General features: G+C 49.2%; 23 protein-coding genes, 1 tRNA gene and 2 riboswitches. Of the genes, 17 read left to right on the plus strand and 7 right to left on the minus strand.

Going from position 1 to position 26,212, the window contains the following annotated elements; translation table 11 throughout:
* The first annotated feature begins 71 nt into the window (after window positions 1–71).
* From argC to argH, 7 genes are all read left to right on the plus strand, one after another.
* Window positions 72–1,040 carry an N-acetyl-gamma-glutamyl-phosphate reductase gene (gene argC, locus FPG75_RS04045; protein WP_201747881.1) on the plus strand — a complete coding sequence of 323 codons (969 nt, stop codon included), beginning with the start codon at window positions 72–74 and terminating at the stop codon, window positions 1,038–1,040.
* A 32-nt stretch (window positions 1,041–1,072) separates the two neighbouring features.
* Window positions 1,073–2,197, plus strand: a complete 1,125-nt coding sequence (locus FPG75_RS04050; RefSeq protein ID WP_143305263.1) for an aspartate aminotransferase family protein — start codon at window positions 1,073–1,075, stop codon at window positions 2,195–2,197.
* A gap of 132 nt (window positions 2,198–2,329) precedes the next feature.
* Complete coding sequence (locus tag FPG75_RS04055) at window positions 2,330–3,280, plus strand: N-acetylornithine carbamoyltransferase (RefSeq protein WP_143305264.1); 951 nt, start codon at window positions 2,330–2,332, stop codon at window positions 3,278–3,280.
* A gap of 2 nt (window positions 3,281–3,282) precedes the next feature.
* Complete coding sequence (gene argB, locus FPG75_RS04060; RefSeq protein WP_143305265.1) at window positions 3,283–4,071, plus strand: acetylglutamate kinase; 789 nt, start codon at window positions 3,283–3,285, stop codon at window positions 4,069–4,071.
* 3 nt (window positions 4,072–4,074) lie between these two features.
* Window positions 4,075–5,139 carry a M20 family metallo-hydrolase gene (locus tag FPG75_RS04065; protein WP_143305266.1) on the plus strand — a complete coding sequence of 355 codons (1,065 nt, stop codon included), beginning with the start codon at window positions 4,075–4,077 and terminating at the stop codon, window positions 5,137–5,139.
* Between the two features lies 1 nt (window position 5,140).
* Window positions 5,141–5,722, plus strand: coding sequence for a GNAT family N-acetyltransferase (locus tag FPG75_RS04070; protein ID WP_143305267.1), 582 nt, complete (start codon window positions 5,141–5,143; stop codon window positions 5,720–5,722).
* Between the two features lie 88 nt (window positions 5,723–5,810).
* Window positions 5,811–7,142 carry an argininosuccinate lyase gene (argH, locus tag FPG75_RS04075; RefSeq protein ID WP_143305268.1) on the plus strand — a complete coding sequence of 444 codons (1,332 nt, stop codon included), beginning with the start codon at window positions 5,811–5,813 and terminating at the stop codon, window positions 7,140–7,142.
* Window positions 7,143–7,198: 56 nt separating this feature from the next.
* Here the strand turns inward: argH and FPG75_RS04080 are convergent, their stop codons facing one another.
* Window positions 7,199–9,559 carry a TonB-dependent receptor gene (locus FPG75_RS04080; protein ID WP_143305269.1) on the minus strand — a complete coding sequence of 787 codons (2,361 nt, stop codon included), beginning with the start codon at window positions 9,557–9,559 and terminating at the stop codon, window positions 7,199–7,201.
* A gap of 10 nt (window positions 9,560–9,569) precedes the next feature.
* Window positions 9,570–9,663, minus strand: a riboswitch (TPP riboswitch).
* Window positions 9,664–9,807: 144 nt separating this feature from the next.
* Between FPG75_RS04080 and FPG75_RS04085 the strand changes: the two genes are divergently transcribed.
* The 5 genes from FPG75_RS04085 (at window position 9,808) to FPG75_RS25950 (ending at window position 13,069) form a co-directional block, all read left to right on the plus strand.
* Window positions 9,808–10,218, plus strand: coding sequence for a single-stranded DNA-binding protein (locus FPG75_RS04085; protein ID WP_143305270.1), 411 nt, complete (start codon window positions 9,808–9,810; stop codon window positions 10,216–10,218).
* Window positions 10,219–10,327: 109 nt separating this feature from the next.
* Window positions 10,328–10,399: transfer RNA gene (locus FPG75_RS04090), tRNA-Met, on the plus strand.
* Between the two features lie 130 nt (window positions 10,400–10,529).
* Window positions 10,530–11,399, plus strand: coding sequence for a GTPase Era (era, locus tag FPG75_RS04095; RefSeq protein WP_143305271.1), 870 nt, complete (start codon window positions 10,530–10,532; stop codon window positions 11,397–11,399).
* Between the two features lie 41 nt (window positions 11,400–11,440).
* A complete protein-coding gene (gene der / locus FPG75_RS04100; RefSeq protein ID WP_143305272.1) occupies window positions 11,441–12,754 on the plus strand; it encodes a ribosome biogenesis GTPase Der in 1,314 nt (437 codons plus the stop codon).
* 99 nt (window positions 12,755–12,853) lie between these two features.
* Window positions 12,854–13,069 carry a hypothetical protein gene (locus FPG75_RS25950; RefSeq protein WP_161596657.1) on the plus strand — a complete coding sequence of 72 codons (216 nt, stop codon included), beginning with the start codon at window positions 12,854–12,856 and terminating at the stop codon, window positions 13,067–13,069.
* 83 nt (window positions 13,070–13,152) lie between these two features.
* On the opposite strand, the gene FPG75_RS04105 is transcribed toward FPG75_RS25950, so the two are convergent.
* The 4 genes from FPG75_RS04105 to topA form a co-directional block, all read right to left on the minus strand.
* A complete protein-coding gene (locus FPG75_RS04105) occupies window positions 13,153–14,967 on the minus strand; it encodes a hypothetical protein (protein WP_143305273.1) in 1,815 nt (604 codons plus the stop codon).
* Between the two features lie 63 nt (window positions 14,968–15,030).
* Window positions 15,031–15,480, minus strand: a complete 450-nt coding sequence (locus tag FPG75_RS04110; protein ID WP_143305274.1) for a glycosyl hydrolase family 28-related protein — start codon at window positions 15,478–15,480, stop codon at window positions 15,031–15,033.
* 65 nt (window positions 15,481–15,545) lie between these two features.
* Complete coding sequence (locus FPG75_RS04115) at window positions 15,546–16,418, minus strand: transglutaminase-like domain-containing protein (RefSeq protein WP_143305275.1); 873 nt, start codon at window positions 16,416–16,418, stop codon at window positions 15,546–15,548.
* A gap of 125 nt (window positions 16,419–16,543) precedes the next feature.
* Window positions 16,544–18,895, minus strand: a complete 2,352-nt coding sequence (gene topA, locus FPG75_RS04120) for a type I DNA topoisomerase (protein WP_143305276.1) — start codon at window positions 18,893–18,895, stop codon at window positions 16,544–16,546.
* 191 nt (window positions 18,896–19,086) lie between these two features.
* Between topA and FPG75_RS04125 the strand changes: the two genes are divergently transcribed.
* Genes FPG75_RS04125 through FPG75_RS04140 form a run of 4 tightly spaced genes read left to right on the plus strand, consistent with a single transcriptional unit; the run spans window position 19,087 to window position 21,951 of the window.
* Window positions 19,087–19,860, plus strand: coding sequence for a Rossmann-like and DUF2520 domain-containing protein (locus tag FPG75_RS04125; protein WP_143305277.1), 774 nt, complete (start codon window positions 19,087–19,089; stop codon window positions 19,858–19,860).
* Between the two features lie 39 nt (window positions 19,861–19,899).
* The gene (locus tag FPG75_RS04130; RefSeq protein WP_143305278.1) at window positions 19,900–20,421 is read left to right on the plus strand and encodes a KdsC family phosphatase; all 522 of its coding nucleotides are present in this window, start codon (window positions 19,900–19,902) and stop codon (window positions 20,419–20,421) included.
* A gap of 18 nt (window positions 20,422–20,439) precedes the next feature.
* Entirely contained in the window at window positions 20,440–21,381 is a 942-nt protein-coding gene (locus tag FPG75_RS04135; protein WP_143305279.1) for a geranylgeranylglycerol-phosphate geranylgeranyltransferase, read from the plus strand.
* On the plus strand, window positions 21,382–21,951 hold the full coding sequence (locus tag FPG75_RS04140) for a Maf family protein (protein WP_143305280.1): 570 nt from the start codon (window positions 21,382–21,384) through the stop codon (window positions 21,949–21,951). It begins immediately after the preceding gene.
* 87 nt (window positions 21,952–22,038) lie between these two features.
* Here FPG75_RS04140 and FPG75_RS04145 read toward each other — a convergent pair whose 3' ends face one another.
* Together FPG75_RS04145 and FPG75_RS04150 are read right to left on the minus strand one after the other, a co-directional pair.
* A complete protein-coding gene (locus FPG75_RS04145; protein ID WP_143305281.1) occupies window positions 22,039–23,220 on the minus strand; it encodes a homoserine dehydrogenase in 1,182 nt (393 codons plus the stop codon).
* A gap of 67 nt (window positions 23,221–23,287) precedes the next feature.
* The gene (locus FPG75_RS04150; protein ID WP_143305282.1) at window positions 23,288–24,466 is read right to left on the minus strand and encodes a trans-sulfuration enzyme family protein; all 1,179 of its coding nucleotides are present in this window, start codon (window positions 24,464–24,466) and stop codon (window positions 23,288–23,290) included.
* Between the two features lie 181 nt (window positions 24,467–24,647).
* A riboswitch (SAM riboswitch) is annotated at window positions 24,648–24,769 on the minus strand.
* A gap of 133 nt (window positions 24,770–24,902) precedes the next feature.
* Between FPG75_RS04150 and FPG75_RS04155 the strand changes: the two genes are divergently transcribed.
* Window positions 24,903–26,183, plus strand: coding sequence for a DUF2851 family protein (locus FPG75_RS04155; protein WP_143305283.1), 1,281 nt, complete (start codon window positions 24,903–24,905; stop codon window positions 26,181–26,183).
* Window positions 26,184–26,212: the final 29 nt, after the last annotated feature.

Here is a 26,212-nt window from a genome sequence, read left to right on the forward strand (position 1 = left end):
GAATTGATGAATTGTATTGAAGCGGTTTAATAAATCAAAAAATCCGTAAATCCATAAATCAGTAAATGACCATGGTAAAAGTTGGAATCGTAGGCGGAGCAGGATATACAGGAGGGGAGATGATCAGGTTATTGCTGCATCATCCGGCGGTAACTATTTCGTTTGTACATAGCCGTAGTAATGCCGGCAACCCGCTGTATGCGGTGCATGCCGACCTGCTGGGAGATACGGACCTCACCTTTACCGGTGAGCTGAGCAATGATATTGACGTGATGTTCCTGTGCCTCGGCCATGGCGAATCCAGAAAGTTCCTGGAAGCTAATGATGTTGCGCCACACGTGAAAGTGATAGACCTGAGCCAGGATTTTCGTTTAGGCGAAACCGTCAATGGCCGCGAATTTATCTACGGCCTGCCCGAAATGCAACGTGAGAAGATACAATCAGCAAAGAACATCGCCAACCCCGGCTGCTTTGCTACCGCCATACAGTTAGGACTCCTGCCACTGGCTAAAGCCGGTCTGCTACAGGAAGTACATGCTACCGGCATCACCGGCTCCACCGGCGCAGGACAGAGCCTTCAGGCTACCTCGCACTTCACCTGGAGAGCTAACAACGTATCTACCTACAAAGTGCTTACCCACCAGCACCTCAAAGAGATCCGACGAAGCCTTCAGCTGCTGCAGCCGGAATTCGCCGCCGATATCAACTTTGTACCGGTACGGGGCGATTATCCAAGAGGTATCTGGATCACTTCCTACACACAGAGCGATCTGTCGCTGGAAGCCGCTGTGCAGCTGTATAAAGACTACTACGCCGGTCATCCGTTCACACACGTGAGCGATAAACAGATCGACCTCAAACAGGTGGTGAATACCAACAAATGTCTGATCCAGCTGGAGAAGGTAAACGGCAAACTCGTGATCCACTCCATTGAAGACAACCTGCTCAAAGGCGCTTCCGGTCAGGCCGTACAGAACATGAACCTGATGTGCGGCCTGGATGAAACGGCAGGACTTAAACTGAAGTCCATCGTTTTCTAATCGTTTTATCATTTTCAATTCCAACGACGAACATGAAACTTTTTGATGTATATCCGGTTAATAATATTGTTATAGATAAAGCGCTCGGCTCTCATGTATGGGACGACCAAGGCACTGAATACCTCGATCTCTACGGCGGCCATGCCGTGATCTCTATCGGTCATACGCATCCGCATTATGTAAAGCGCCTCACCGACCAGCTGCACAAAGTAGGTTTCTATTCCAACTCTGTGAAGATGCCTTTGCAGGAACAGCTGGCAGCCTTGCTGGGCAAGGTTTCCGGCAAGGAAGACTATCAGCTCTTCCTCTGCAACTCCGGCGCGGAAGCCAATGAAAATGCACTGAAACTGGCTTCTTTCCATAATGGGAAAAAGAAGATACTGGCATTCAAAAAATCTTTTCATGGCAGAACATCACTGGCGGTAGCAGCTACCGACAACCCGAAGATCGTAGCGCCGGTGAATGAAACAGATAACGTTGTGTTCCTGCCCTGGCAGGATGAAGCTGCGCTGGAACAGGCTTTCAAGGATCATGAAGTATCTTCTGTGATCATCGAAGGTATACAGGGCGTAGGTGGCATCAATGTGGCCAGTCCGGCATTCCTGCAAAAGATACGCAGTCTTTGCGATGCCCACAATGCCGTATTCATAGCGGATTCCGTGCAATGTGGCTATGGCAGGAGCGGTAAATTTTTCTCCCACGATTTCGCTGGCGTAAATGCAGACATTTACACCATGGCGAAAGGGATGGGTAATGGTTTCCCGATCGGCGGTATCATCATCTCCCCGAAAATCGCGCCCAGTCATGGTATGCTGGGAACTACCTTCGGCGGCAACCACCTCGCCTGCGCGGCAGCACTGGCCGTACTGGAAGTGATTGAATCTGAAAAGCTGATCGACAATGCCGCTAACATCGGAAATTACCTGATGGAGCAGCTGCGCACTTTCCGGCAAGTAAAAGAAGTAAGGGGTCGTGGCCTCATGATCGGTATCGAGCTGCCGGAAGAACTGGCGCATGTAAGAAAAGCATTGCTCGGCGCCCACAAGATCTTCACCGGCGAAGCCAAGCCCAACGTGATCCGCCTGCTCCCGTCGCTGGCACTCACCAAAGCCCACGCAGATCAATTTTTAGAAGCATTCGGAAAAGAAGTTAAATAGATTTTGGAATTTTTTGATTTACGGATTTATGGATTTGTGGAAACGGGAATATGGTAAAATGCAAGATGTTGCCGTTCCCACAAATTCGAAAATCCGTAAATCCCAAAATTCCAAAATCCCAATCAAATGTCAATGAAGCAATTTATTTCTACAGCAGATGTTCCCAGTGTCCCGCGGCTGGTGGACATTGCATTGAACTACAAGAAAGATCCTTTCAGGGATCAGGAATTGGGTAAGAACAAAACCCTGGGTATGATATTCCTGAATCCCAGTTTGCGCACGAGGCTCAGTACGCAGGTGGCTGCAAAGCACCTGGGCATGGAAGCGGTGGTGTTCAATATTGACAAGGAAGGATGGCAGCTGGAAATGAATGACGGCGTAATCATGAATGGCAATACTTCCGAACACGTGAAAGAGGCCGCCGCCGTGATGGGACAGTATTTCGATATACTGAGCATCCGTACTTTTCCCGGATTGAAGAATAAAGAAGAAGATTATACAGAGAAATATATCAATCAGTTCATCAAGTACGCCGGCGTGCCGGTGGTAAGCCTGGAAAGCGCTACCCTGCATCCTTTGCAGAGCCTTACCGATGCCATCACCATCAAAGAACGCTGGCAGGCCACCAGCAAACCGAAAGTGGTGATGACCTGGGCGCCCCACGTAAAAGCGCTGCCACAGGCCGTTCCCAACTCCTTCGCACAGTGGATGAATGCCTGGGGGGAAGTGGATTTCGTGATCACGCATCCCGAAGGCTATGAGCTGGATGAGAAATTCTCCGGCAATGCACGTATCGAACATGATCAGGACAAAGCCCTCGAAGGCGCCGATTTTGTTTACGTGAAAAACTGGTCGTCTTACAAAGACTACGGCAAAGTAACCTGCACCGACAGCAGCTGGATGATGACCAACGATAAACTCAAACATACCAATACCGCCAAAGTAATGCACTGCCTGCCCGTGAGAAGGAATGTGGTGATCGCCGACGAAGTGCTCGATGGCCCGCAATCCATCGTGATACCGGAAGCCGGCAACCGTGTGTGGGCCGCACAGGCAGTATTGAGCGAAATTCTGAAAGGATAATTATGATCGACCTGTTTATTATTAAAGTAGGCGGAAATGTAATTGACAACCCGGAACTGCTGCAATCTTTCATCGGAAAGTTTGCAGCCATTCCCGGTAAAAAGATATTGATACACGGTGGCGGCAAGATCGCTACGCGTATCGGCGACAAGCTCGGCATCGAATCTAAATATGTGGATGGCCGCCGCATCACAGATGCCGATACCATCGACGTAGTAACGATGGTATATGGCGGTCTGGTGAACAAGCAGCTGGTGGCCCGTTTGCAGGCAACAGGCTGCAATGCTATCGGTCTCACCGGCGCTGATGCCAACATCATCCCGGCGGTGAAACGTCCTGTGAAAGAGATCGACTACGGTTTTGTAGGGGATGTATACCCGGAGCAATTGCAAACAGCGCCTTTGATCGCCCTGCTGGAAAACGGCATCACACCGGTGTTTGCGCCCCTGACGCATGATGGCAAAGGCCAGATGCTCAATACCAATGCGGACACCATCGCCTCTTCTCTCGCCATCGCATTATCTTCAACATATAAGGTAAGACTGATCTATTGCTTCGAGAAGAAAGGCGTACTGAGTGATCCGAACGATGATAACGCTGTGATCAATCTCATCAACAAAGATATTTATCAACAATTGCTGACCGATAAGGTATTGTCCGACGGTATCCTGCCCAAGCTGCAAAACGCTTTCAGCGCGATCGGTAACGGCGTGAAAGAAGTGCTGATAGGCCACGCCGCTGATGTGCTCAGCAACACCACCGGCCAGGTAGCCGGCACCTTAATATGCTAACCTATGTGGAACGAGAAATTATATGATGTGGCCGTGGCGCTCCTGAAACAGCTGATCGCCACCCCCTCATTGAGCCGCGAAGAAGAAGGGACCGCACAAGTGATCAGCGATTTCCTCGCTGCCATGGACATCCCGCACGAACGGCATCTCAACAATATCTGGGCGTACAACCAACACCACGACCCGGCGAAACCCTATATCCTGCTCAATTCCCATCATGATACCGTAAAACCTAATCCGCAATATACCCGCGATCCTTTCAGTCCGGATGTGGAAGACGGCAAACTGTTCGGCCTCGGCAGCAATGATGCCGGCGGCTGCCTGGTAAGCCTCATCGCCACTTTCCTGCATTTCTATCAGCGCACGGATCTCTCTTATAACATCATCCTCTCTGCTACCGCAGAAGAAGAGATCAGCGGTCATAACGGCATAGAAAGTATCCTCGATAAATTGCCTGTGATCGATTTTGCGATCGTGGGCGAGCCTACGCAAACGCAGCTGGCCGTAGCCGAAAAAGGCCTGATGGTGCTGGATTGCACGGTTACCGGCAAAGCAGGTCATGCTGCGCGTGAAGAAGGAGAGAACGCGCTCTATAAGGCATTGCCCGACCTGCAATGGTTCAGGGATTTCCGTTTCCCGAAAGTATCGGAAACACTGGGCCCCGTGAAGATGAGCGTAACGGTGATCAACACTTCCAACAAAGCGCACAACGTAGTGCCGGCAGATTGCACCTTTGTGGTGGATGTGCGGGCCAATGATCAATACACCCTCGAAGAGCTGCTGGATATCATCCGCGCCAACGTGCACTGCGACGTGAAGCCACGCTCCATGCGCATGCGGCCTTCATTCATCCCGCTGGATCACCCCTTTGTGAAAGGAGGCATCTCGGTAGGGAAAACCTGGTATGGATCGCCTACAACATCCGACCAGGCGCTGATTCCGGCTACTTCGGTGAAGATGGGACCCGGCGATTCCGCCCGTTCGCATACCGCCGACGAGTTCATTTATCTGGAAGAGATAAGAGCTGGTATAGATAGTTATATTAAATTGCTGGAAATAATCATGTAAGATGGATTTCTTTCCTACACTAGAGAATAAACGTGTATTGCTGCAACCGCTGGAAATGGAGCACCTCGACGACCTGTTGCCCATTGCCCTGCAACCGGTGTTGTGGAAACTGACACCCACCGCAGTGAGCAGTCAACAGGACCTGGAAAGATATATCCAGACGGCCCTCGACGAGCGCACAGCGGGCGTTTCCATCCCCTTTGTGATCATCGACAAACAAACGCACCGCGTAGCCGGCAGCACCCGCTTTGCCGCACTAACGCTGCCGCATAAACGAACCGAGATCGGCTGGACCTGGATAGATCCATCCCTGCATGGCACCGGCCTCAACAAAGCGATGAAGTTCGCCATGCTGCAACACGCCTTTGAAGTGCTGCATCTTAATCGTGTAGAGCTTAAAACCGATGAACTGAATACGCAATCGCGCAACGCCATGCTGAGCATCGGCTGTCAGCAGGAAGGCATCTTCCGCAGCCATATGATCACCAGCAGCGGCAGGGTCAGGAATACCGTATATTTCAGCATCATCAAAGAAGAATGGCCGGAAGTGAAGGAAAGGATCTTCGGCAAATACGATCTATAACACGCAAAGCCGCGAAGTGGCAAAGAACGCAAAGAATATCTTTGCTGCTTATGCTGCTCCGCTGCTTTGCGAGAACAAATACTCGATTATGAAATTGTGGCAAAAAGATAAAGCATCGCTGGCAGCAGTGGAAACGTTCACCGTCGGTAAAGACCGTGAAATGGATGCTTTCCTCGCACCCTTCGATGTACTCGGTTCCATGGCCCACATCACCATGCTGCAAAGCATCGGGCTGCTCGAAAAAGAAGAACTGACCGTACTTAAAGCGGAACTGAAAAATATTTACCAGGAAATACAGGAAGGGAATTTTACGCTGGAAGAAGGCGTAGAAGATATTCACTCCCAGGTAGAACTATTGCTCACACGCCGTTTGGGCGAAGTAGGCAAGAAGATACACAGCGGCCGTTCCCGCAACGACCAGGTGCTGGTTGACCTCAAGCTGTTCCTGCGCCACGAACTGCAGCTGATGGTAGAAGAAGTACAGGCCCTGTTCACTTTACTGCAATCGAAAAGTGAGGAGTACAAACATCAGCTGATGCCGGGTTATACACACCTGCAAATAGCGATGCCCTCCTCTTTCGGGCTGTGGTTCGGCGCCTACGCCGAAAGCCTGGTGGATGACCTCACCATGCTGCAAGGCGCTTACCGCGTGGTGAACAAGAACCCGCTTGGCTCTGCCGCCGGCTATGGTTCTTCGTTCCCCCTTGACCGTGAGCTCACCACCTCCCTGCTCGGGTTCGACACGCTCAACTACAACGTCGTATATGCCCAGATGGGCCGCGGCAAAACAGAAAAGCTGGTGGCCTTTGCATTGGCAGGCATCGCCTCTACCATCGCTAAAATGGCCATGGACGCCTGTTTGTTCATGAACCAGAACTTCGGCTTCATCAGCTTCCCCGATGAGCTCACCACCGGCTCCAGCATCATGCCGCACAAAAAGAACCCGGATGTATGGGAACTGATCCGCTCTCATGGCAACAAGATACAGGCATTACCCAACGAGATCGCCATGATGATCACCAACCTGCCATCGGGCTACCACCGCGACTTACAGCTGCTGAAAGAAAACCTGTTCCCGGCTTTTCAAACGTTGAAAGACTGTATCCGCATGAGCCGCCTGATGCTGGAAAATATCCGCATCAAGGATCATATTCTCGACGATGAAAAATACCAATACCTTTTCAGCGTAGAAGTGGTGAACAACTTCGTGCTGCAAGGCACGCCATTCCGGGAGGCGTATAAAAAAGTAGGACTGGATATCGAAAACGGAACGTTCTCTCCTGAAAAAGAAGTGAAACATACACATGCCGGCAGCATCGGCAACCTCTGCACCGCGCAGATCAAAGCTCAGATGGATGCGGTGGTTAAAGGTTTCCCGTTTGAAAAAGTAGAACAGGCAATTGCTGCGTTACTAAAATAATTATTACTAGAATAAACTAAAAGGTCCCGGCAAAACGCAGGGACCTTTTAGTTTTATCAGAAGCCAATATTCACGCCCACGAAGAAATTAAATCCCGCCATCGGGTAATAGTAATTATCCGGTCTTACTCTACCATCCACATACGAGCCATAGGTGCTGCCATTAGGCTGATAGAGATTGTTGAAGATATTGTTGAGCAACAGCTGTACACCCAGTTCGCGGAACAGTGGCTGCGGCACCAGGTAGTTGAAACGCAGGTTGCTCACGAAGTAAGGATCGAGGCTGCTGGCTATATTGGATGTGTTATCCATATATTGGCGGCTTACATATTTTCCTTGCAGATCGATGGTCAGGTTCTTCACTGGTCGCGCAGTTAACGTATATCCACCTACGAAAGCGGGGGAGTAGGAGATGTTGGTATTGCCAAACTGCAATACATGTGGCGCATTGGCAGCGTCATAATATACGCCGCTGAAATCCTGTACTTTGTTCTCGCTCAAAGCCGCATTGGCAGCGATGTTGAACATACTGCCCAATTTCACATTGCCCTGTACCTCCAGGCCCAGGCGGTAGCTTTTCGGGATGTTGGTGCGCACATACGCGCCTACATCGTTGAGTTGCCCGGTTTGTACAAGCTGGTTGCGGTAGCTCATGTAATATACATTGGCTTGTATGTTGGCGATGTTGTTGTTCCACACGTAGCCTGCTTCAAGATCGCGCAGCATTTCCGGTTTGGGCATGCCTGCTCCGATGTTGGACTCAAAGTCGGTACGGTTGGGCTCTTTGTGGCCGATGGCAACAGATGCAAAGATGCGGTTGTTGGTATTGAGATAATAATACAAGCCTGCTTTCGGGTTGAAGAAATCGTAGTTCACATGCGGCATGTATTGTGGCGCCGCATCGAAGCCGTTCATGTTATACTGGATATTGCGGTACTGCAGATCGGCGAAGAAGCGGAGGGCCTCTGTGATCTTGTATTCTCCTTTCCAGTAGATGTTGAAATCATTTTTGTCTGCCGGAAAGCGGTGATATTCGTGGTCTTTATCGATGCCGGCGAAGGCCCAGATCACTTTCCCGAAGTGTTGCCCTTCGTAGCGGTTCCAGCCGCCGCCAAGGCTCCAGTTGAATTTATTGCCGGTACGGTTAACGGAGAAAATGGAGCCATAGAAGTAGTTGTCGAGCCATAGCTGGCGCACGAGATCGGTGGTATCTACTTTACCGCCATTGATCACCGGCGCTGCAATGCCGTAATCGGCGAGGGCTTGCGCGGCTTTGTATTCTTCATAGTAGCCGCGGCCGCGTGTGAGGTGGAGCGCAACGTTGAAGTTGAGATGCGTATTGATCTCCTGGTTGAGGAACAGTTGATAATGATCCTGCTGGTAGTTATCTGTTTCGTTATCGTAAGGTGTGCCGGGCTTTTCCGTGCCTGCGGGGTTGTAGGTACGGTTTGTTTTCAGCATGGCTTCTGGTACGCCATACCAGGCCTGGTAAGTTTTTTCTTTACCGGAGAAGATGTTGAGGCGGATCGCTGTTTTTTTGGAGATGTAAGCAGCAGAGGTGTAGAAGGACCGGAGATCGGAAGATGCGCGGTCGATATAACCGTCTGACGATATTTTAGACAGGCGCGCATCGATGGTGAAGTGATCGTTGATCAGGCCGGAACCCGCTTTCACGGTATGTTTCCAGCTATTGAAAGAACCGTAGCTGTTATTCAGTTCGCCATATGCTTTCTCATGAAATTCGTTGGTGCTGAGGTTGAGGGTGGCGCCGAATGCGCCTGCGCCGTTGGTGGAGGTGCCTACGCCGCGCTGCAGTTCTATACTGCTGACAGAAGAAGCGAAATCAGGCATGTTCACAAAGAAAGTACCTTGTGATTCTGCATCGTTGATGGGGATGCCGTTCACGGTTACGTTGATGCGGGTGATGTCGGAACCCCGCACCCGCAGGCCGGTGTAGCCGATGCCGGTACCTGCGTCGGAATTGGTGACTACGCCGGGGAGTTCATTCAGCAGGATGGGGAGGTCTTGTCCGAGGTTTTGTTTTTTGATCTCTTCCGCAGATAAAGTGCTGTGTACGAAAGGCGCATTTTTTCCTGCGCGCAGGCTGCTGATCTCGATCGGTTTTACGAACAAACCGGTTTCTTCCAGTGCGATGTTGATGGTTTCACCAGTGTTAACGCTGGTATTGAATGCCTTGAAACCCAGGTAGGTGGCGGAAAGCGGGTAATGACCTTTTTTATGCAGCTGAATGGTGAAGTGTCCTTTGCTATCGGTGAGTGCGCCTTGCTGGTTCACGGATATCGATACGCCTTCGAGCGGACTGCCATTGGTTTTGTTGATGACGGTGCCGGTAATCAGGGATTGTGCTTGCAAGATGCCTGGTATAGCCAGCAGCATCCACAACATGAGCTGTTTCATTAGTAATATGTATTTCTTGTTTTCAAATTCCTAACCAGCATTACCTGGTCCAGGTTCGGTGGGTGTGATCTCAGCCTGAAAGTAAGGCACCCCATTGGAACGCTTGTGCAGCGCTATTTCCAGTACAAAGGTATTTTGTTGGCGCTAAAAAAGGCAAATTATTTTTTGCGAAGAGAAAAATCAGTAATTTGATGTGGCTTCTCTCAATCATCGGTATAAATTTTTAATCATTTAAATTTTTATTGAAGATGATCAAGATGCAGTTGATCGGCTACCTCGGCCGCGATGCGGTAAAGCGTGAGGTAAACGGCGTATCCGTTCTTAATTTCTCGGTAGCGGTAACAGAGCGTTTCAAGAACGCGCTGGGCGTATTACAGGAAAGGACCACCTGGGCAGATTGTTCCCTTTGGGAGCGCGACTATCTGGCGCCTTTTCTGAAACTGGGTACGCAGGTATTTATAGAAGGCTCTCCGCGGGTGGAAGGTTATGTGAGTAACAACACCGGCGAAGTAAGCGGAGCCTTGAGGATACGTGTAGGCCAGTTGCAATTGCTCAGCCGTAAAGACGACGACAAACGCCGCGCTACCACTTCCATTGAACCGCCTGTACCGGAGGCCTCGCCCGAACAGGAACTACCGGCAGACGATCTCCCATTTTAAATGTTCATGTGCATTCCAATATGAAAGCCAACCTGTTATGGTTGGCTTTTTTGTATTTTTTCAAAAAGATTTGGTGTTAATTGAAAAACACCTATCTTTGCACCCTCATTGCGAGGTAGAGCAGAGGTAGCTCGTCGGGCTCATAACCCGAAGGTCAGTGGTTCGAATCCGCTCCTCGCTACAAAAAAACAAGGGCCGAAGAAATTCGGCTTTTTTTATTTAGGAATTTACTGATTTTCGGATTTTTGGATTTGATGTAAATCCTTAGATCCAAAAATCAATAAATTCCTAAATTCATTCAAGGTTATATCATGCATAAAGCTGGTTTTGTAAATATCTTCGGTAAGCCCAATGCGGGAAAAAGTACATTGCTGAACGCCATCATCGGCGAGAAGCTGGCCATTATCTCCCCCAAAGTGCAAACCACCCGCCACCGTATCACAGGAGTGCTAACGGAACCGGGCTATCAGATCGTATTCTCGGATACGCCGGGTATCATCGATCCCAAATACAAGCTGCATGAAAAAATGATGAGCGCCGTGAAATCCGCCCTCGAAGATGCGGACGTAGCGCTGCTGATCGTAGATGCGAAAGACTCGCTCGACGAGAACCTCGCTCTCTTTGAATCGCTGAAGCTGAAAGTGCCCTGTATCCTCATCCTCAACAAAATGGATGTGATCAGCAAAGAAGATATGGCCGCGCTGGTAAGCCGCTGTGAGGCCTGGGGCCATGCCAAAGCAGTGATCCCCATCTCCGCCCGCCAGCAGAAAGGCGTAAAGGAACTGATCGCCAAAATAGTGGAACTCATCCCCGAAGCCGAAGCCTTCTACCCGGATGACACACTAACGGATAAGTCTACACGCTTTTTCGTCGCCGAGATCATACGCGAAAAAATATTCCATCTCTTTGAAGAAGAGATCCCCTATCACACCGCCGTGATCGTAACACAATTCCAGGAAAAGGAAACGCTCACCAAAATTACTGCCGAGATCATCGTTACCAGGGAAACACAGAAAGGTATCATCCTCGGTGAAAAGGGTAAATCCATCCGTGAGCTGGGAACCCTTGCCAGGAAAGAGATTGAGCAGTTCATCGACAGGAAGGTGTTCCTTGAGCTCTTTGTAAAAGTGCGGGGCAAGTGGAGAGATAATGACCTGTATCTGAAAGAATACGGATACTAGGTAAGGACTGAAAATTTTTAGAATATCAAATCAAAGTAATAATGGCTGGATTTACAGTAGCTATAGTGGGCCGCCCTAACGTGGGCAAATCAACGTTGTTCAACCGTTTGCTGGAACAGCGCAAAGCTATCGTGGATGACCAGAGCGGCGTTACGCGCGACCGCCAGTATGGTATTGCCGACTGGAACGGCAAAACTTTTAACGTAATCGACACCGGTGGATTTGTAGCAGGTAGCGACGATGTGTTTGAAAGAGAGATCCGCAAACAGGTGAAGATCGCGATGGAAGAGGCCAACCTGCTGATCTTTATGTGCGATGTAACTACCGGTATCACCGACCTCGATGCCGACGTGGCAGACCTGCTGCGCCGCACCTCCAAACCGGTATACCTCGTAGTGAATAAAGTGGATAACCAGCAACGCCAGCTGGAAGCGACCGAGTTTTACAGCATGGGTTTCGAACATATATTTTTCCTTTCTTCCATGACCGGCAGCGGCACCGGCGAACTGCTGGATGATATCGTTACACATATCACCGACGATATGGGCGAAGCCACCATGGAAACAGACCTGCCCAAGATCGCCATCATTGGCCAACCTAACGTGGGTAAATCTTCCCTGCTGAATGCCCTCATTGGCGAAGAACGTAACATCGTTTCTGATATCGCCGGTACCACAAGAGATACCATTCACACGCATTACAAGCTGTTCCAGAAAGAATTTATGCTCATCGATACCGCTGGTATCAGACGTAAAACAAAAGTAACAGAAGACCTGGAGTTCTACTCTGTGATCCGCGCCATCAAAGCGCTGGATGAAGCTGATGTAGTGATGCTGCTGCTGGATGCCGAAAAAGGTATCACTGCGCAGGACCTCAACATTTTCAGTCTGGCTGCCCGCAAAGGTAAAGGAGTAGTAGTGCTGGTGAACAAGTGGGACCTCGTGGAAAAGGCTACCAATACGGCCCGCGACTACGAAAAAGAACTGAAGCAACGCCTGGCGCCATTCTCTGATGTGCCTATCATCTTCACCTCAGTAATGGAAAAGCAGCGTATCTTCAAAGCCATAGAAACCGCGCTGGAAGTGTATGAGAACCGTACCCGCAAAATACAGACCTCCAAATTGAATGAGGTGATGCTGAAGGCCATCGAGGCTTATCACCCGCCAGTAGTAAGAGGTGTGCCTATCCGCATTAAATATGTAACGCAGCTGCCTACGCATACGCCGGCCTTTGCGTTTTTCTGTAACCTCCCGGATGATGTGAAAGCGCCTTACCGGAATTACCTGGAAAACCAGCTCCGTAGCCACTTTGACTTCCGCGGCGTACCCTTAAAGATATTCTTCAGGAAAAAATAAATTCGGATCCGGATGCAAACATGACGAAATAAATATTTTGTATTTTGATTTTATTCAATACCTTTGCGCCGGTTTTTAAAAAATAAAAAAACACAGAAAATGAAAAAAGTATTTGTATTCGCAGCTGCTGCCAGCCTGTTCTTCGTAGCTTGCAATGGTGGTAAATCTACTACTACTGATTCTACTGCTGCTCCAGTTGACACTGTAACTGCTGCTGCTCCTACAGCTGCTCCTGTTGCTGATTCAGCTGCTAAAGTTGACACTGCTGCTCACGCTGCTGCTCCTGCTGCTGATTCAGCTGCTGCTAAAAAGTAAGAGATTATTAGTATAATAATATCTTTCTTGCAAGAAATAAAAAATGTCCCGTCATTGGCGGGACATTTTTTATTTTATATAGGTTAAACAGCATTGCCTGTCATATCTTTCCAGTTGGCGCCCCACCAGATGATTTTCTTTTGTATAGTGAGATCCAAGAATTCCAGTCCTGCGGGCTGTGCCACCGGCCTTTCAGCGGAGGCTCCTGAGACAGGTGATACAACCAGGTTGGCGCTGCCGATCTTGTTACAGATACGCATTGGTGCTTGGTCATTTCTGTTGGTGATGCTATTATTGATGATATTATTTAGTCCCATAAATACCGTGAAAGCCGGGAACTCAATAGAATTGAAGGTAAGATCGGAAATAAATGAATTGCTGATCATATTGCAATGTTCCAACTGCAGAGAGGTAGAGGATGGGTCAAATCCGTAGATACCAAATCCATTTCCTTCGAAAATATTGTGTGTAATATCACATTTAGACAACAGTGCGTTAATCAGCAGCAATCTGTTTTTAAAGAGATTCTGTGTAATATGTAAATAGTTATGGGTGCCTTTGAGGCTCACCGACGCCATGAAAGTATTACCACGAACATCAGATTCCACCAACAGATTATTCAGTACCGTTTCCCCATAAACGATGTTGCCGGTGATATTGGCAGCAACATTAGTGTTGGTGAGCAGACTGATCTTGCCTATTGCAGAATTATTGATGATACTGATTTTACTGTTTTGGGTGGCAGTAGGGGACCAGTTCCACATAAATTCCAATGTAGGTGCATAGTTGCGGGCGACGTGTACATCGAGAGTCCCATTGATCATATTGATTTTACCGGCCTGCACGACGTTGTTGTCGCTGATGAGTAAACTGGAATCCGTATTGCCATATTCTCCTCGCTGATTAAAAAGATCTCCTGAGCATATAATGGCGGGATTATTAGCGATAACGATCTGTTTGGGCAATTTGAAGAAATTAGTACCGGTGAAGACTTCGCCGTTGTAGCCCATTACAAATTCTCTACAAGTCACATTGTTTCCTGTCACATGGAGATATTCGCAAGGCCGGGAAGCACTGTTGGTATTAAGGTAAATAAAATCACTGAGGGGAGCGTGATGCATGTTATCCTTGATATTGATCACTGCATCATTGCTATTGGTAATGATGCTGATGGTGGCAGTGGTATCGTTGGCTGTATCGGCAGCTATATAAGTGTTACCTGAGTATTCGAAGTACGGTTTCTCGGTATTATATTGCGCTATAGCAAACCTACACAACTGGAACGCACCGTCACCGGTGGCGCGCTTTCTGAATGAGAAGCGGTTGTTGGTAACAAGTGCGGACTGATGATTTTCCACCCAGATAAATCCAGGCGGATTAAAGCCTTTCAATCTGTCGGAATTAGCGATAAAGCTATTTTCACTGATTAGTATCCTGCTTTCCGGAAGGCTACTTGTGTTGTAATGATCGGCGCCTATGCTTAATCCGCTGCTATTCTCAAACAGGTTGTTGATAACATTCATTTTGTTGCCTAGTAATGAAATGGGCTGTCCAAACTGCCACGCGTATTTCGTGGTGGTGAAATCTTGAGGGGTTTCTACGCCTTTGGCATCTACAAGTACAAATTGATCTGGCATTAATGCGATATTATAGAATCTGTTTCCTTCTATATTCAGTCCTCTATTTGTCCATTGCGCATCGCCCCATATTTGCACGCCACAGTCCACAAAGCAATCGTCGTGAATATTGTTTCCGATGAAGTCCACATCGCACTGAACAAGCTGGAAAATGGCCACGCCATAAACAGCAGTGATATCGCAATGGTGTATGTTAACGATATTACAGCCGGAGAAGGTGAAGATATAACCTGCTTGCCCGGAAACGGTAAATTGATACAATTTTGTTTGGTCATAATGATCACTAAACTTTAGTACGGCGGGTAAGCTATTCCTTACGTTTACCTAAAAATCTACCAGTGGACAACTAATAAATGTGATCATGTCTCCGGTTGTAAAACGCTTGTTCAGAAAGCCATCAGGCGCCGAAGAAATAGTAATGCGTTTGTTGCTAATGGTTACAGGCGCGGTAATGGCGTAGTCGCCTTTGTCGATATAAACATTATCGGAAAAGGTGAGGCATTGTTGAATGGCAGCCGTATCGTCATTGGTACCATTGCCTTTAGCACCAAACCATTTCACGTTGATGGCGCCACTATATACTCTTTTCCATCTGCCGCTGGCAATACCATTTGCCTGTATCACAGTACCTCTGTTATCTGTTTCCATACTGGTGTCGTCCCAATAAAAATCGCCACCACCGCCATCTCCAGGGGTATAATAGCCCAGCACGTTCCTTAATTCCATAGATGTTCCGCCTGCGTTTTTCAGCGCGGCAATAGATGTTACTGTCATACTTTTTTGGGGTTTTAAATAAAAGTATGCCGTTGTTGCGCATTGGATATACGCAGCCTTGATGTTTAATCTTCCAGGATAGAAGAGAGATTCATCAGCTCATCCTGCTTATACGCGTCTTTATCATCGCGGAAGCATTTGGAAAGCTCTTCGAGCAGAAATTGTATAATGCGTTTGTTGGATTGCGGTTTGAAATAGGCAGGCACAGAAGGCACGGAAACGCGCTTCAGGTAAGTGTCTACATCCTGCTGTGTGTAGATCTGTCCTTGAATGGGATCAATGAAAAAGAGGATGCGGTGATCGCTGCTGGCTACGGGCTCGTCGAAATCGATGAAGGAATCGAAATAGGCGAGAATGAACTGTCGCGGGATATTCACGGCATACACCGGCAGATCCAGCATGGTGCAAAGGCTTTGGTAGATGACGCCGTTGGTAACAGGATTTCCTTTTTTAGATTCTATTACCTGGTTGATGAAGAACTGGTTTTTGCGCTGGTACGATACTTCTTCGCCTTTCAGCCCAAAATAATTATAGATCATGCTGTTGAGCACATTGATCTGTTCCAGTGGTGTGAGGTAGTTATTCAGTTCAAGCCAGATGTTGCGTTTGATGCGGTCTATTTCCGTCATCACCTGTCCGGCGCTGAGGTCGGGGAATTGGTACCTGGCCGCCAGGATAGCGCCCTGGAGCAGGTCTTGCGCGGCAGACAGGCCCCATTCACGCAGGGCTGCTTGCAGATCCTGGTAGTGAACCCGGTGGATCAGCAATTCTATCCTTTCCTGTATAGACTCGTCAATCGTATTCTCCCACAAATTCTCCAGGTTCGGAATAATATCTTTGCCGTACAATAATATCTTATTGGCAACGGTGTCAAATACTTCCTGATCAGGATCATCCAACAGGTGGAACAAAGCGTTTATTTCTCTGTTTTCGTGCATGTCATCTTAATGAGCAATGATCAATCTCCGCATGCGATCCTACAGGCAAATTTAAATAATAAATAAAGTGAATGCGCAGCAGTTGCTTTACTTATTTTTTCCCCCACGTTGGCCCCACACGGTTATCAGGCTTTCTTTTTTCTCGGCGGCGCTTTCTTTTTCGGCGGATTGGCTTTGGCTTCTTCAATGATGGCCTTGGCATCTTCTACCGTCAGGTCAGCGGCGTGATCGATCTTTTCTTTGGGTATCTTGTAGTTCTTCAGGCCTTGCTTGATGTAAGGACCATAAGGACCTCTCAATACCTGTATCTTTTCTTTTTCAAAAATCTTGATGGTGCGTTCGTCTTTTGCAGCGCGCTTTTCCACGATCAGCGGGGCTATTTCATCCAGCTCCACCGTGTATGGGTCCATTTCCTTTTTGAGGGAATAGAATTTTTTATCGTGCTGCGCGTACGGACCGAAGCGGCCTATGTTCACCACTACGTCGGTGCCTTCAAAGAGGCCGAGGTTGCGGGGCAGTTTAAACAGCTCCATGGCCTCTTCCAGCGTGATGGTCTCTATGCTTTGCGTTGCTTTCAGTTTGGCGAAGCGCGGCTTCTCTTCATCTTCCACCTTACCGATCTGGATCATCGGGCCATAGCGTCCCATGCGGGCTACGATGGGCTTGCCGGTGGATTCCTCGATGCCCAGCTGGCGTTCGCCTTTTACGCGTTCCGCATTTTCCAGCGTGTTTTCCACATCCTTATGGAAAGGACTGTAGAATTCTTTGAGCATCTTGTTCCATACTTTTTTGCCGTTGGCAATCTCGTCAAATTCCTCTTCAATCTTCGCAGTGAAGCCATAGTCCATCACGGAGTTGAAGTACTGGTTGAGGAAATCGGTGACGATCATGCCAAGGTCGGTAGGGAACAGTTTCGCTTTTTCGGCGCCGGTATTTTCGTTGTCGGTTTGTTTGTTGATCTTGTCTGCCTTCAGGATCAGGATGCGGAACGCTCTTTTCACGCCTTCCTTATCTCTTTTTTCCACATAACCACGTTTTTGAATAGTGGTGATGGTGGGCGCATAGGTAGACGGGCGGCCGATTCCCAGCTCTTCGAGTTTTTTCACCAGACTGGCTTCCGTGTATCTCGGTGCAGGACGTGAGAAGCGTTCGGTAGCTTTCATTTCCTTCAGGTCGAGCGATTGTTTCACGGAAAGCGGCGGCAGTGAGCCTTCCTGAGCCTCGTCTTCATTCACATCTTCATCATCATGGCTTTCCATATATACTTTGAGGAAGCCGTCGAATTTCAGCACTTCACCGCTGGCGGTCAGCTCTTCATGGTTGGTGGAGATATCGATTTTGGCGATGGTCTTTTCCAGTTCTGCATCGGCCATCTGGCTGGCGATGGTACGTTTCCAGATGAGCTCATAGAGGCGACGGGTATCGCTGTCGTCTACAGAGGCATTTTCCATATAAGTGGGGCGGATCGCTTCGTGCGCTTCCTGAGCCGATTCGTTCTTGTTCTTGAACTTGCGGTGTTGATGGTAACGCTCGCCGTAGTTGCCGATGATCGCTTTCTGGATATCGGCGATGGCGGTATCGGAGAGGTTCACCGAGTCCGTACGCATGTAGGTGATATTACCGCTTTCATACAGCTTCTGCGCCAGCAGCATGGTTTTAGACACGCTGTAGCCCAGCTTGCGGCTGGCTTCCTGTTGCAGGGTAGAGGTGGTGAAAGGGGCTGCCGGCGTTTTTTTGCCGGGCTTTACCTGGATATCTTTTACCGTATAGGCGGCGCCGATACACTGCTGAAGAAATTTCTCCGCATCTTCGGCGGTCTTGAATTTATTGGGTCCTTCTGCTTTGAAAGAGATGTTCTTTCCATTGATGTCCTTACCGGTGAACCAGGCTTCTACTTTAAAGGTGCTGGTAGCGTTGAAGGCGTTGATCTCTCTTTCTCTCTCTACGATCAGCCTTACCGCTACTGATTGTACACGGCCGGCAGAGAGGGAATTGCGCATGCTCATCTTGCGCCACAGTACGGGGGAGAGCTCGAAACCCACGATGCGGTCCAGTATGCGGCGGGCCTGCTGGGCGTTCACGCGGTCCATATCCAGCTTGCGCGGATGTTGTACGGCGGCCTCGATGGCAGGCTTGGTGATCTCATGAAAAACGATGCGCTTGGTACTCTTTGGATCGAGGCCCAATACCTCGCACAGATGCCAGGAAATGGCCTCCCCTTCACGGTCCTCATCCGTTGCCAGCCATACCTCATCGGTATCCTTCGCCAGCTTCTTCAGGTCTTTTACTACCTTTTCCTTATCTTCCGGTATCACATATTTAGGCTTGAAATTATTATCAATGTCAATCCCCATGTCATCCTTCTCCAGGTCACGGATATGACCGAAGCAGGATTTGACTTCGAAGTCCTTGCCCAGGATCTTTTCAATGGTCTTGGCCTTGGCCGGGGACTCAACTATAACTAAATTTTTTGCCATGTATGCTTCTTTAATAGGAATACGAATTTTGCAAGTATATAAAATATTTCTCGCAAACTCACAAAGCTGCAAAGTCGCAAAGTTTTTTTCTTTATTTACAGAAGATTTATATAGATTATAAATTTTATATATAAAATCTTTGTTGCTTTGCTCCTCTGCGAACTTTGCGCGCAACTCAAAAAACCTGATCCATGGAAATTGTAATCGTTGGCACCGGGAATATAGCCCACTGCTTTGGTCATCTACTGAAACTACACGGCCACCAGATCAAACAGATCGTGAGCCGCAACCGGCAACATGCAGAAGAGCTGGGCGAAATGTTACATGCTCCCTTCACCGACGACCTGCTGGATATTAATATGGAAGCAGACATGTACCTGCTGGCGGTGAGCGACGGAGCCATCCCCGAGCTGAACGACCAGCTGCGCCTCGGCAGGCGCATGGTGGCGCATACCGCCGGCGCAGTGCCACTCGGCGCCATCTCAAAAATATCCACACATACTGGCGTGATCTATCCCCTGCAATCTATCCGCAAGGAAATTAAAACATACCCGCCCATCCCCATCATGCTGGAAGCCAGCAGCGATGAGGTATTGCGCCGACTGCAAGCCCTGGCACAGAGCATCGCTTCCCGCATTGAAGTGGTGAACTCGCACCAACGCCTGCAATATCATCTCACCGCCGTGCTGTGCAACAACTTCACCAACCACCTCATTGCGCAAGCCAAAGCCTTCTGTGATAAAGAGCAGCTCGACTTCACCCTGCTGCAACCTATTATTAAGGAGACCTTCGACCGCCTCGAGAAATATCCGCCGGAATCAGTACAAACCGGCCCGGCCCTGCGCCGCGATGAAGCGACCATGAACCTGCACCGCGGCCTGCTCGCGGATAATGAATACCTGCAGCTGGTGTACCAGGTGATGTCCGACAGCATCTCCCAGTTTCATCAGCGGCAACAACAGTAATTAATAAGTGGTGTCTTCTTCGTATTTTCGCCCCCGACTATGAACGTATTATCGCTTTTTAAGCCCATCACCACCTTTGTGCTGGATGTAGACGGCGTACTCACGGATGGCACCCTGCAATTGTTGCCCGGTGGTGAGATGTCGAGGAAAATGAATATCAAAGACGGCTATGCCATGCAACTGGCTATGAAGAAAGGTTACCGCGTAGTGATCATCTCCGGCGGCAGATCAGAAAGTGTAGTGAGCAGGTTGCAAGGACTGGGCATCAAAGATATCTATACAGGCATCACCGATAAAAAGGAAAAGCTGCAGGACTATGTTTTTGAACACGATTTACGTTGGGATGAGATATTGTACATGGGAGATGATATCCCGGATTATCAGGTAATGCAGCTGGTATCATTGCCGGTATGTCCTGCTGATGCTGCCGCAGAGATCAAAAGTATCTCCCGTTATATTTCCCCTCAACCCGGCGGCCATGGCTGCGTGCGCGACGTGATGGAAAAAGTGCTGAAGCTCAATGGCCATTGGCTGATGGACGAAGGTATTGCCTCGAAATAATAAAAGAATCAAGAAACTATGAAGCTCTGGGCCGCATTTTTCAGACTGGTGAGGTATCCCAATCTATTGTACATTGCCCTTACCCAGTTCCTCTTGCAATATTGTGTAGTGGAACCAGTGCTGCGCAGCACGGGGGAAATGCCTTCCCTCACCGTGCCGCAGTTCGTGCTGCTATGCCTCTCCACCGTACTGGTGGCTGCCGCAGGATATATCATCAACGACTATTTTGATATCAATATAGATATCATCAACAAACCGGAGAAGATGGTGCTGGACAAGATCATCAGCCGGCGCTGGGCCATGGCATGGCACACCATTTTCAATATGACCGGCGTATCGCTCGGGTTTATTGTGGCCTGGAAAACAGGACAGATCTACCTCGGCTTCACACAGGTGATCTGTTCTCTCTTGTTGTGGTTCTATTCCACCTCTTTCAAAAGACAGGTACTCATCGGCAATGTGATCATCTCGCTGCTCACCGCGCTGGCTGTGGTGGTGGTAGGCTTCTACGAAAAGCAGATCTATGAAAGCTTTGAGGCTATCATGTCGCCAACGGGCCGCAAGCTGATACAGATCATCGGCGTATATGCGCTCTTTGGTTTCGTGATCTCGATGGTGCGTGAAATTGTGAAAGACCTGGAAGATATGATTGGCGACAGCAAAGATGGTTGTCGTACCATTCCCATCGTTTGGGGCGTGTTGCCGGCGAAGCGCCTGTGCAATGCTTTCCTGCTGATCCTGTTTGTAACGATACTGGCGGTAGAAGTGCGCGTATGGCTGCTGGGCTGGTATGTAGCAGTGATCTACCTGCTGTTGTTCGTACAACTGCCATGCCTATACGTTTATCAGCAATTGAAAAAGGCGCATCTGCCGGAGCATTATCATAAGGTCAGTGCTGTTGTGAAGCTGATCATGCTCACTGGTATCTTATCCATGATATTCTTTAAAATATTTTTGTAGATGTATAAAGGAGGACCTGTGATACTGGCTTCACAGTCGCCGCGCCGCAAGCAGCTGCTGGAGCAGGCCGGCATTTCATTCCAGGTGAAAGTGGCAGACACTGAAGAAACATTTCCGGCAGGGATGCCTATCCCGGATATACCGGTGCATATCGCGCGGCAGAAGGCAGATGCTATACAAGCGCTGAGCGATGCCAACGAAGTGATCATTGCCGCAGATACGGTAGTAGTACTTGACAGCGATATCATCGGCAAACCGAAAGACCGCGCCGATGCCATCCGCATCCTCACAGCACTCAGTGGCCGCGAGCACCGCGTGATCACAGGTGTGATCATCCGCGGCAAAGGGAAAGAGCAGGCCTTCTCCAAAGAAACAGTGGTGCATTTCAAGGCACTTACACAAGAGCAGATCATTTATTACGTAGACCATTTCAAACCCTTTGATAAAGCCGGCGCTTATGCCATACAGGAATGGATCGGTGCAGTGGGCATCGATCGTATCGATGGCTGCTTTTATAATGTGATGGGCCTCCCGGTAAGCAAGGTAGTGGAGGAGTTGGAAGCATTTTAAACAACAAACGGTGCAGAAAACTGCACCGTTGTAACATGGTTGGCTGCGCATCCTGCGCAAATGCAATACTGGTTGGTTTTTGCTGCTTTATTCGAGTACCAGCAGGTTCACGTCTTTGTTCTTCAGCCAGCTGGCGTCTTTTAATTTTTGCAGGTTGATGGTGCCTACTACATAGCGCCAGCCTGGAGATTCGTATTTCTCTGAAATATTGAAGAACTCCGTCAGGTCCACCTGGTCGGGCGTTTTGTAGCGCAGATATACTTTCAGCTTCACATCGTTGGTGAATGCCGGCTGATTGGATTGTTTGATTTTTTTGTATTCGTAGCGGTAGTTATACAGCAGCGCGGAGATGTCGGACAGTACAGCGCTGCCGGTGGCGGTGCCGCCTGCGCCCTTGCCTACGAAGAACTGTTTGTCGGTGAAGGCGCTTTCCAGCAAGATGCCGTTGTATTCGTTGTACACATCATAGAGCAGGTTATGTTCTTTGATGAGATGAGGTAATACATAGGCGAACACGCTGCCGTTCTGGCGGCGGCATTGGCCTATCAGCTTGATGGTGGAGCCGCGTTGTTTGGCGAACTGGATATCGAAATCGTTGAGGTGATGGATACCGAAGTTGAACACTTCTTCCGGTTTTACGAAGGTGCCGAAAGCGTGGAGCAGGAGGATCACGATCTTGAATTTAGGATCGAATCCTTCGATGTCGAGCGTAGGGTCGGTTTCCGCGAAACCCAGTGCCTGCGCCTGTTGCAGGGCAGTTTCGAAGCTGAGGTTCTCTTCAAATATTTTGGTGAGGATATAATTCGTAGAGCCGTTACAGATACCTTCTACTGCGTTGAGCAGGTCGTTATCATAATATTCTTCCAGGTTGCGGATGATGGGAATGCTGGCGCAGCTGGAGGCTTCGTACAGGAAAGGTACTTTGTTCTCTGCCTGCAATTGATACAGTGATGCCAGGTTTTCGGCGATCATGCGTTTGCTGGCGCTTACTACGGCTTTGCCGTTGCGCAGTGCGGTGCTTACAATTTCGAAGGCCGCTTCCGTGTCGTTGATCAGTTCCACTACCACGTCAATGGTGGGATCTTCGAGGATCTCGTTCTTATCTGTAGTAAAATAACTGCTGTCTATCGGTCTTGACTTATTAGGATCTTTGATGCATATTTTTTTGATGCGTGCATTGATACCTTTAGTCCTGTTCAATACTTCGTACAGTCCTTGTCCTACGCAACCGAATCCGAAAATACCCAGATTGATGATCTTTTTTTCCATACTTTTTTTCAAACTTGTTGATGCGTATGCGAACCGGTTTGCGAAGGCCGACACGGCTGCATCTGCATTATTGTAAAACGGTAATTTGTTTTCCTGCCGGATGGTTTAGCTTATCCAGCGCTTGTTTCAGGTCGTTGATCAGGTCATCGGCATCTTCGATGCCTACTGATAGCCGGATGCAGGAGTCCTGTAGTCCTGTTTTTCTGCGGAAGTCTTCCGGTATGTTGCGATGTGTCATGGTGGCCGGGTGGGCCAGCATACTTTTCACGCCGCCGAAGCTCTCCGCGAGTTTGAACAGCTTGGTAGCGTTCACGATGCGGATCGCATTTTTGATATTATCGGCTTTCAGTGAGAAGCTCACGAGTGCGCCGTAGTTCTTTTGTTGTTTCCGCGCGATGTGATGATTTTTATGTGTGGCCAGGCCCGGGTAGTACACTTTATCTATCGCGGGATGTGTGGCCAGCCAGTTGGCGATGGCGCTGGCATTGCTGCATTGTTTTTCCAGCCGCAGGTATAATGTTTCGATGCCGCGGATGGTAAGCCAGGCTTCGAAGGGGCTGAGGATACTGCCGGAGATGTTCTGGTTATATCTCAGCTGATCGGCCAGGGGCTTGGCGTTCACCACTACCAGTCCGGCGATCACATCACAGTGGCCGGCGAGGTATTTGGAGGCGCTGTGTATCACGATATCCGCGCCCAGTGTGATGGGTTGTTGTAGCAACGGCGTGCTGAAAGTATTATCTACTACGAGCAGGATATTGTGCTGCCGTGCGATCTTGCTGATAGATTTGATATCAGAGATGCGCAAGGTAGGATTGGTGGGAGATTCCAGCCATATCACGCGGGTATTGGGCGTGATGGCAGCCAGCACTTTGTCGGTATTGCTGGTATCCACGAAATTCACTTTGATACCGAAGCGTTCGAACATGTGGTTGAATATCTGGAAGATGCCGCCATAGGTATCTTCTACCGCCATGATCTCATCGCCGGTTTTCAGCAGCTTGAGCACCGCATCAATGGCCGACATACCGCTCGCAAAGGCGAAGCCGGCATAGCCTTCCTCAAGGTGGCAGATGAGGTCTTCCAACACCTTACGTGTGGGGTTGTTAGCCCTGGAAAACTCAAAGCCTTTATTGATGCCTGGTGATTCCTGCACAAAGGTGGACGTTTGATAGATAGGCACGGAGATCGCGCCTGTCAGTTCATCTACCGGAATGCTGTGAATCAGTTGTGTAGCTGTTTTCATGTTATTATAATATTTTTTAATGATGTCGGAAGCATAGTATATCTATTGCAACTTTATCATTAAAAATCAACTTAAACAACCACTAAATCCATGAGGGGGCGGGAAGAAGGCAAAAAAAAAGCTCTTCCTTGTTGGAAGAGCCTTTCTGAATATATTATTCCGGTGAAGAATTATCTCTGCCAACTTATCTTTCCCACGCTGTTACGTGGGCAGGAATTAGCACCTTTTCTGTTGATCATTACTGATCAGAGATGGTTGCTAAGGCATCGCAGGGCCAAGTCCCTCCGCCTTTCTGGATAAGTGATGTGTAAGAACTGGGCGCAAATATAAGGCACATTTTCGAATTTTCGAATTTTTTGATTTTCGGATTTATTTTTTTGATCAGGCAGACAAAATCCGTAAATCCATAAATTCGTACATTCAAAAATAACCAACCATGTTTGTTAACCCGCTACTCTCAGAAGAGCTGTTCCAGCACATCTGGCGTTTACGCCTGTTTGCCAGGGAGCAGCTGCAAACCACTGCCGGCGAGCCTTTGCAGGTATTGCATCCCGGTACGCTCAACAGAAACGGAGGTCCTGATTTTACTGCTGCCACCATCCGCATCGGCGATGCGGTATGGGTGGGCAATGTAGAGCTGCACCTCTGTACCTCGCACTGGTTCCGTCATGGGCACCAGCACAACCGGCAATACCAGAATATTATTTTGCATGTGGTGTTCCTGCATGATATGCCTGGCGCCACCACGGCGGGCGTGCCCTGCCTGGAATTACAGCAGCATATCCCGAAATTGCTGTTGCAGCGTTATGAGCTGCTGCGCCGCTCTGCGGCTTTTGTGCCTTGTGCCGCCAGCATCGGGCAGGTGCCGCGCCTCACCTGGATCAGCTGGATGGACCGCCTGCTGGCCGAGCGATGGGAACAGCGTGTGGCAGTGCTGCGCACCTGGCTGCATAGCAGCCGCTATGATTGGGAAGAAGTGTGCTACTGGGCCGTGGCAGAGAGTTTCGGCCGCCCGGTGAATACGCTGCCCTTGTTGCAGGTGGCGCAATCCTTGCCTGCCAGGGTGCTGCTGCGGCATCGCCAGCAGCCACTCGCGGTAGAAGCCCTCGTATTCGGACAGGCAGGCATGTTGTCGCCGAGCTTCCGCGACGTATATCCGTTACAGTTACAAGACACCTATCGCTGGCTGCAACACAAATATCAGTTGCAGCCATTGGCGCCGCATCAGTGGAACTGGCTGCGGATGCGGCCTGCCGCGTTTCCTACGATCCGGCTGGCCGCCTTTGCGGCGCTGTTGCAAAACCGGCAGCACCTCTTCTCCAAACTGCTGGAAGCAGCAAGCATAGCGGAACTGGAACAGCTGTTTGCCGTGCAGCCGCAGGACTACTGGCGCACGCATTACCGCTTTGACCATGCCGTATCCAGAACGCAGTGGCCCGCAAAGCAGGCAGTACACAGCATCCTGATCAATGCCGTGCTGCCATTGATGTTCCTCTATGGACAAGAAAAGCAATCGGCCTACTACCGGCAAAAGGCGCTGGACCTCTTGCAACAGCTGCCGCCGGAGCGGAACAGGATCACGCGGCAGTGGGCGCAGCTGGGCATCCCGCAGGAAAACGCGCTGGCCTCGCAGGCGCTGTTACAGTTGAAACAATATTATTGTGAAGAGAGGAGATGCCTGTTGTGTGCAGTGGGGAACAAAATTTTAAGTAATTGATGCGCCAACGGCGCATCAATTACTTAAAA

The organism is Chitinophaga vietnamensis (assembly GCF_902167635.1).
In the GTDB taxonomy this organism is placed as follows: domain Bacteria; phylum Bacteroidota; class Bacteroidia; order Chitinophagales; family Chitinophagaceae; genus Chitinophaga; species Chitinophaga vietnamensis.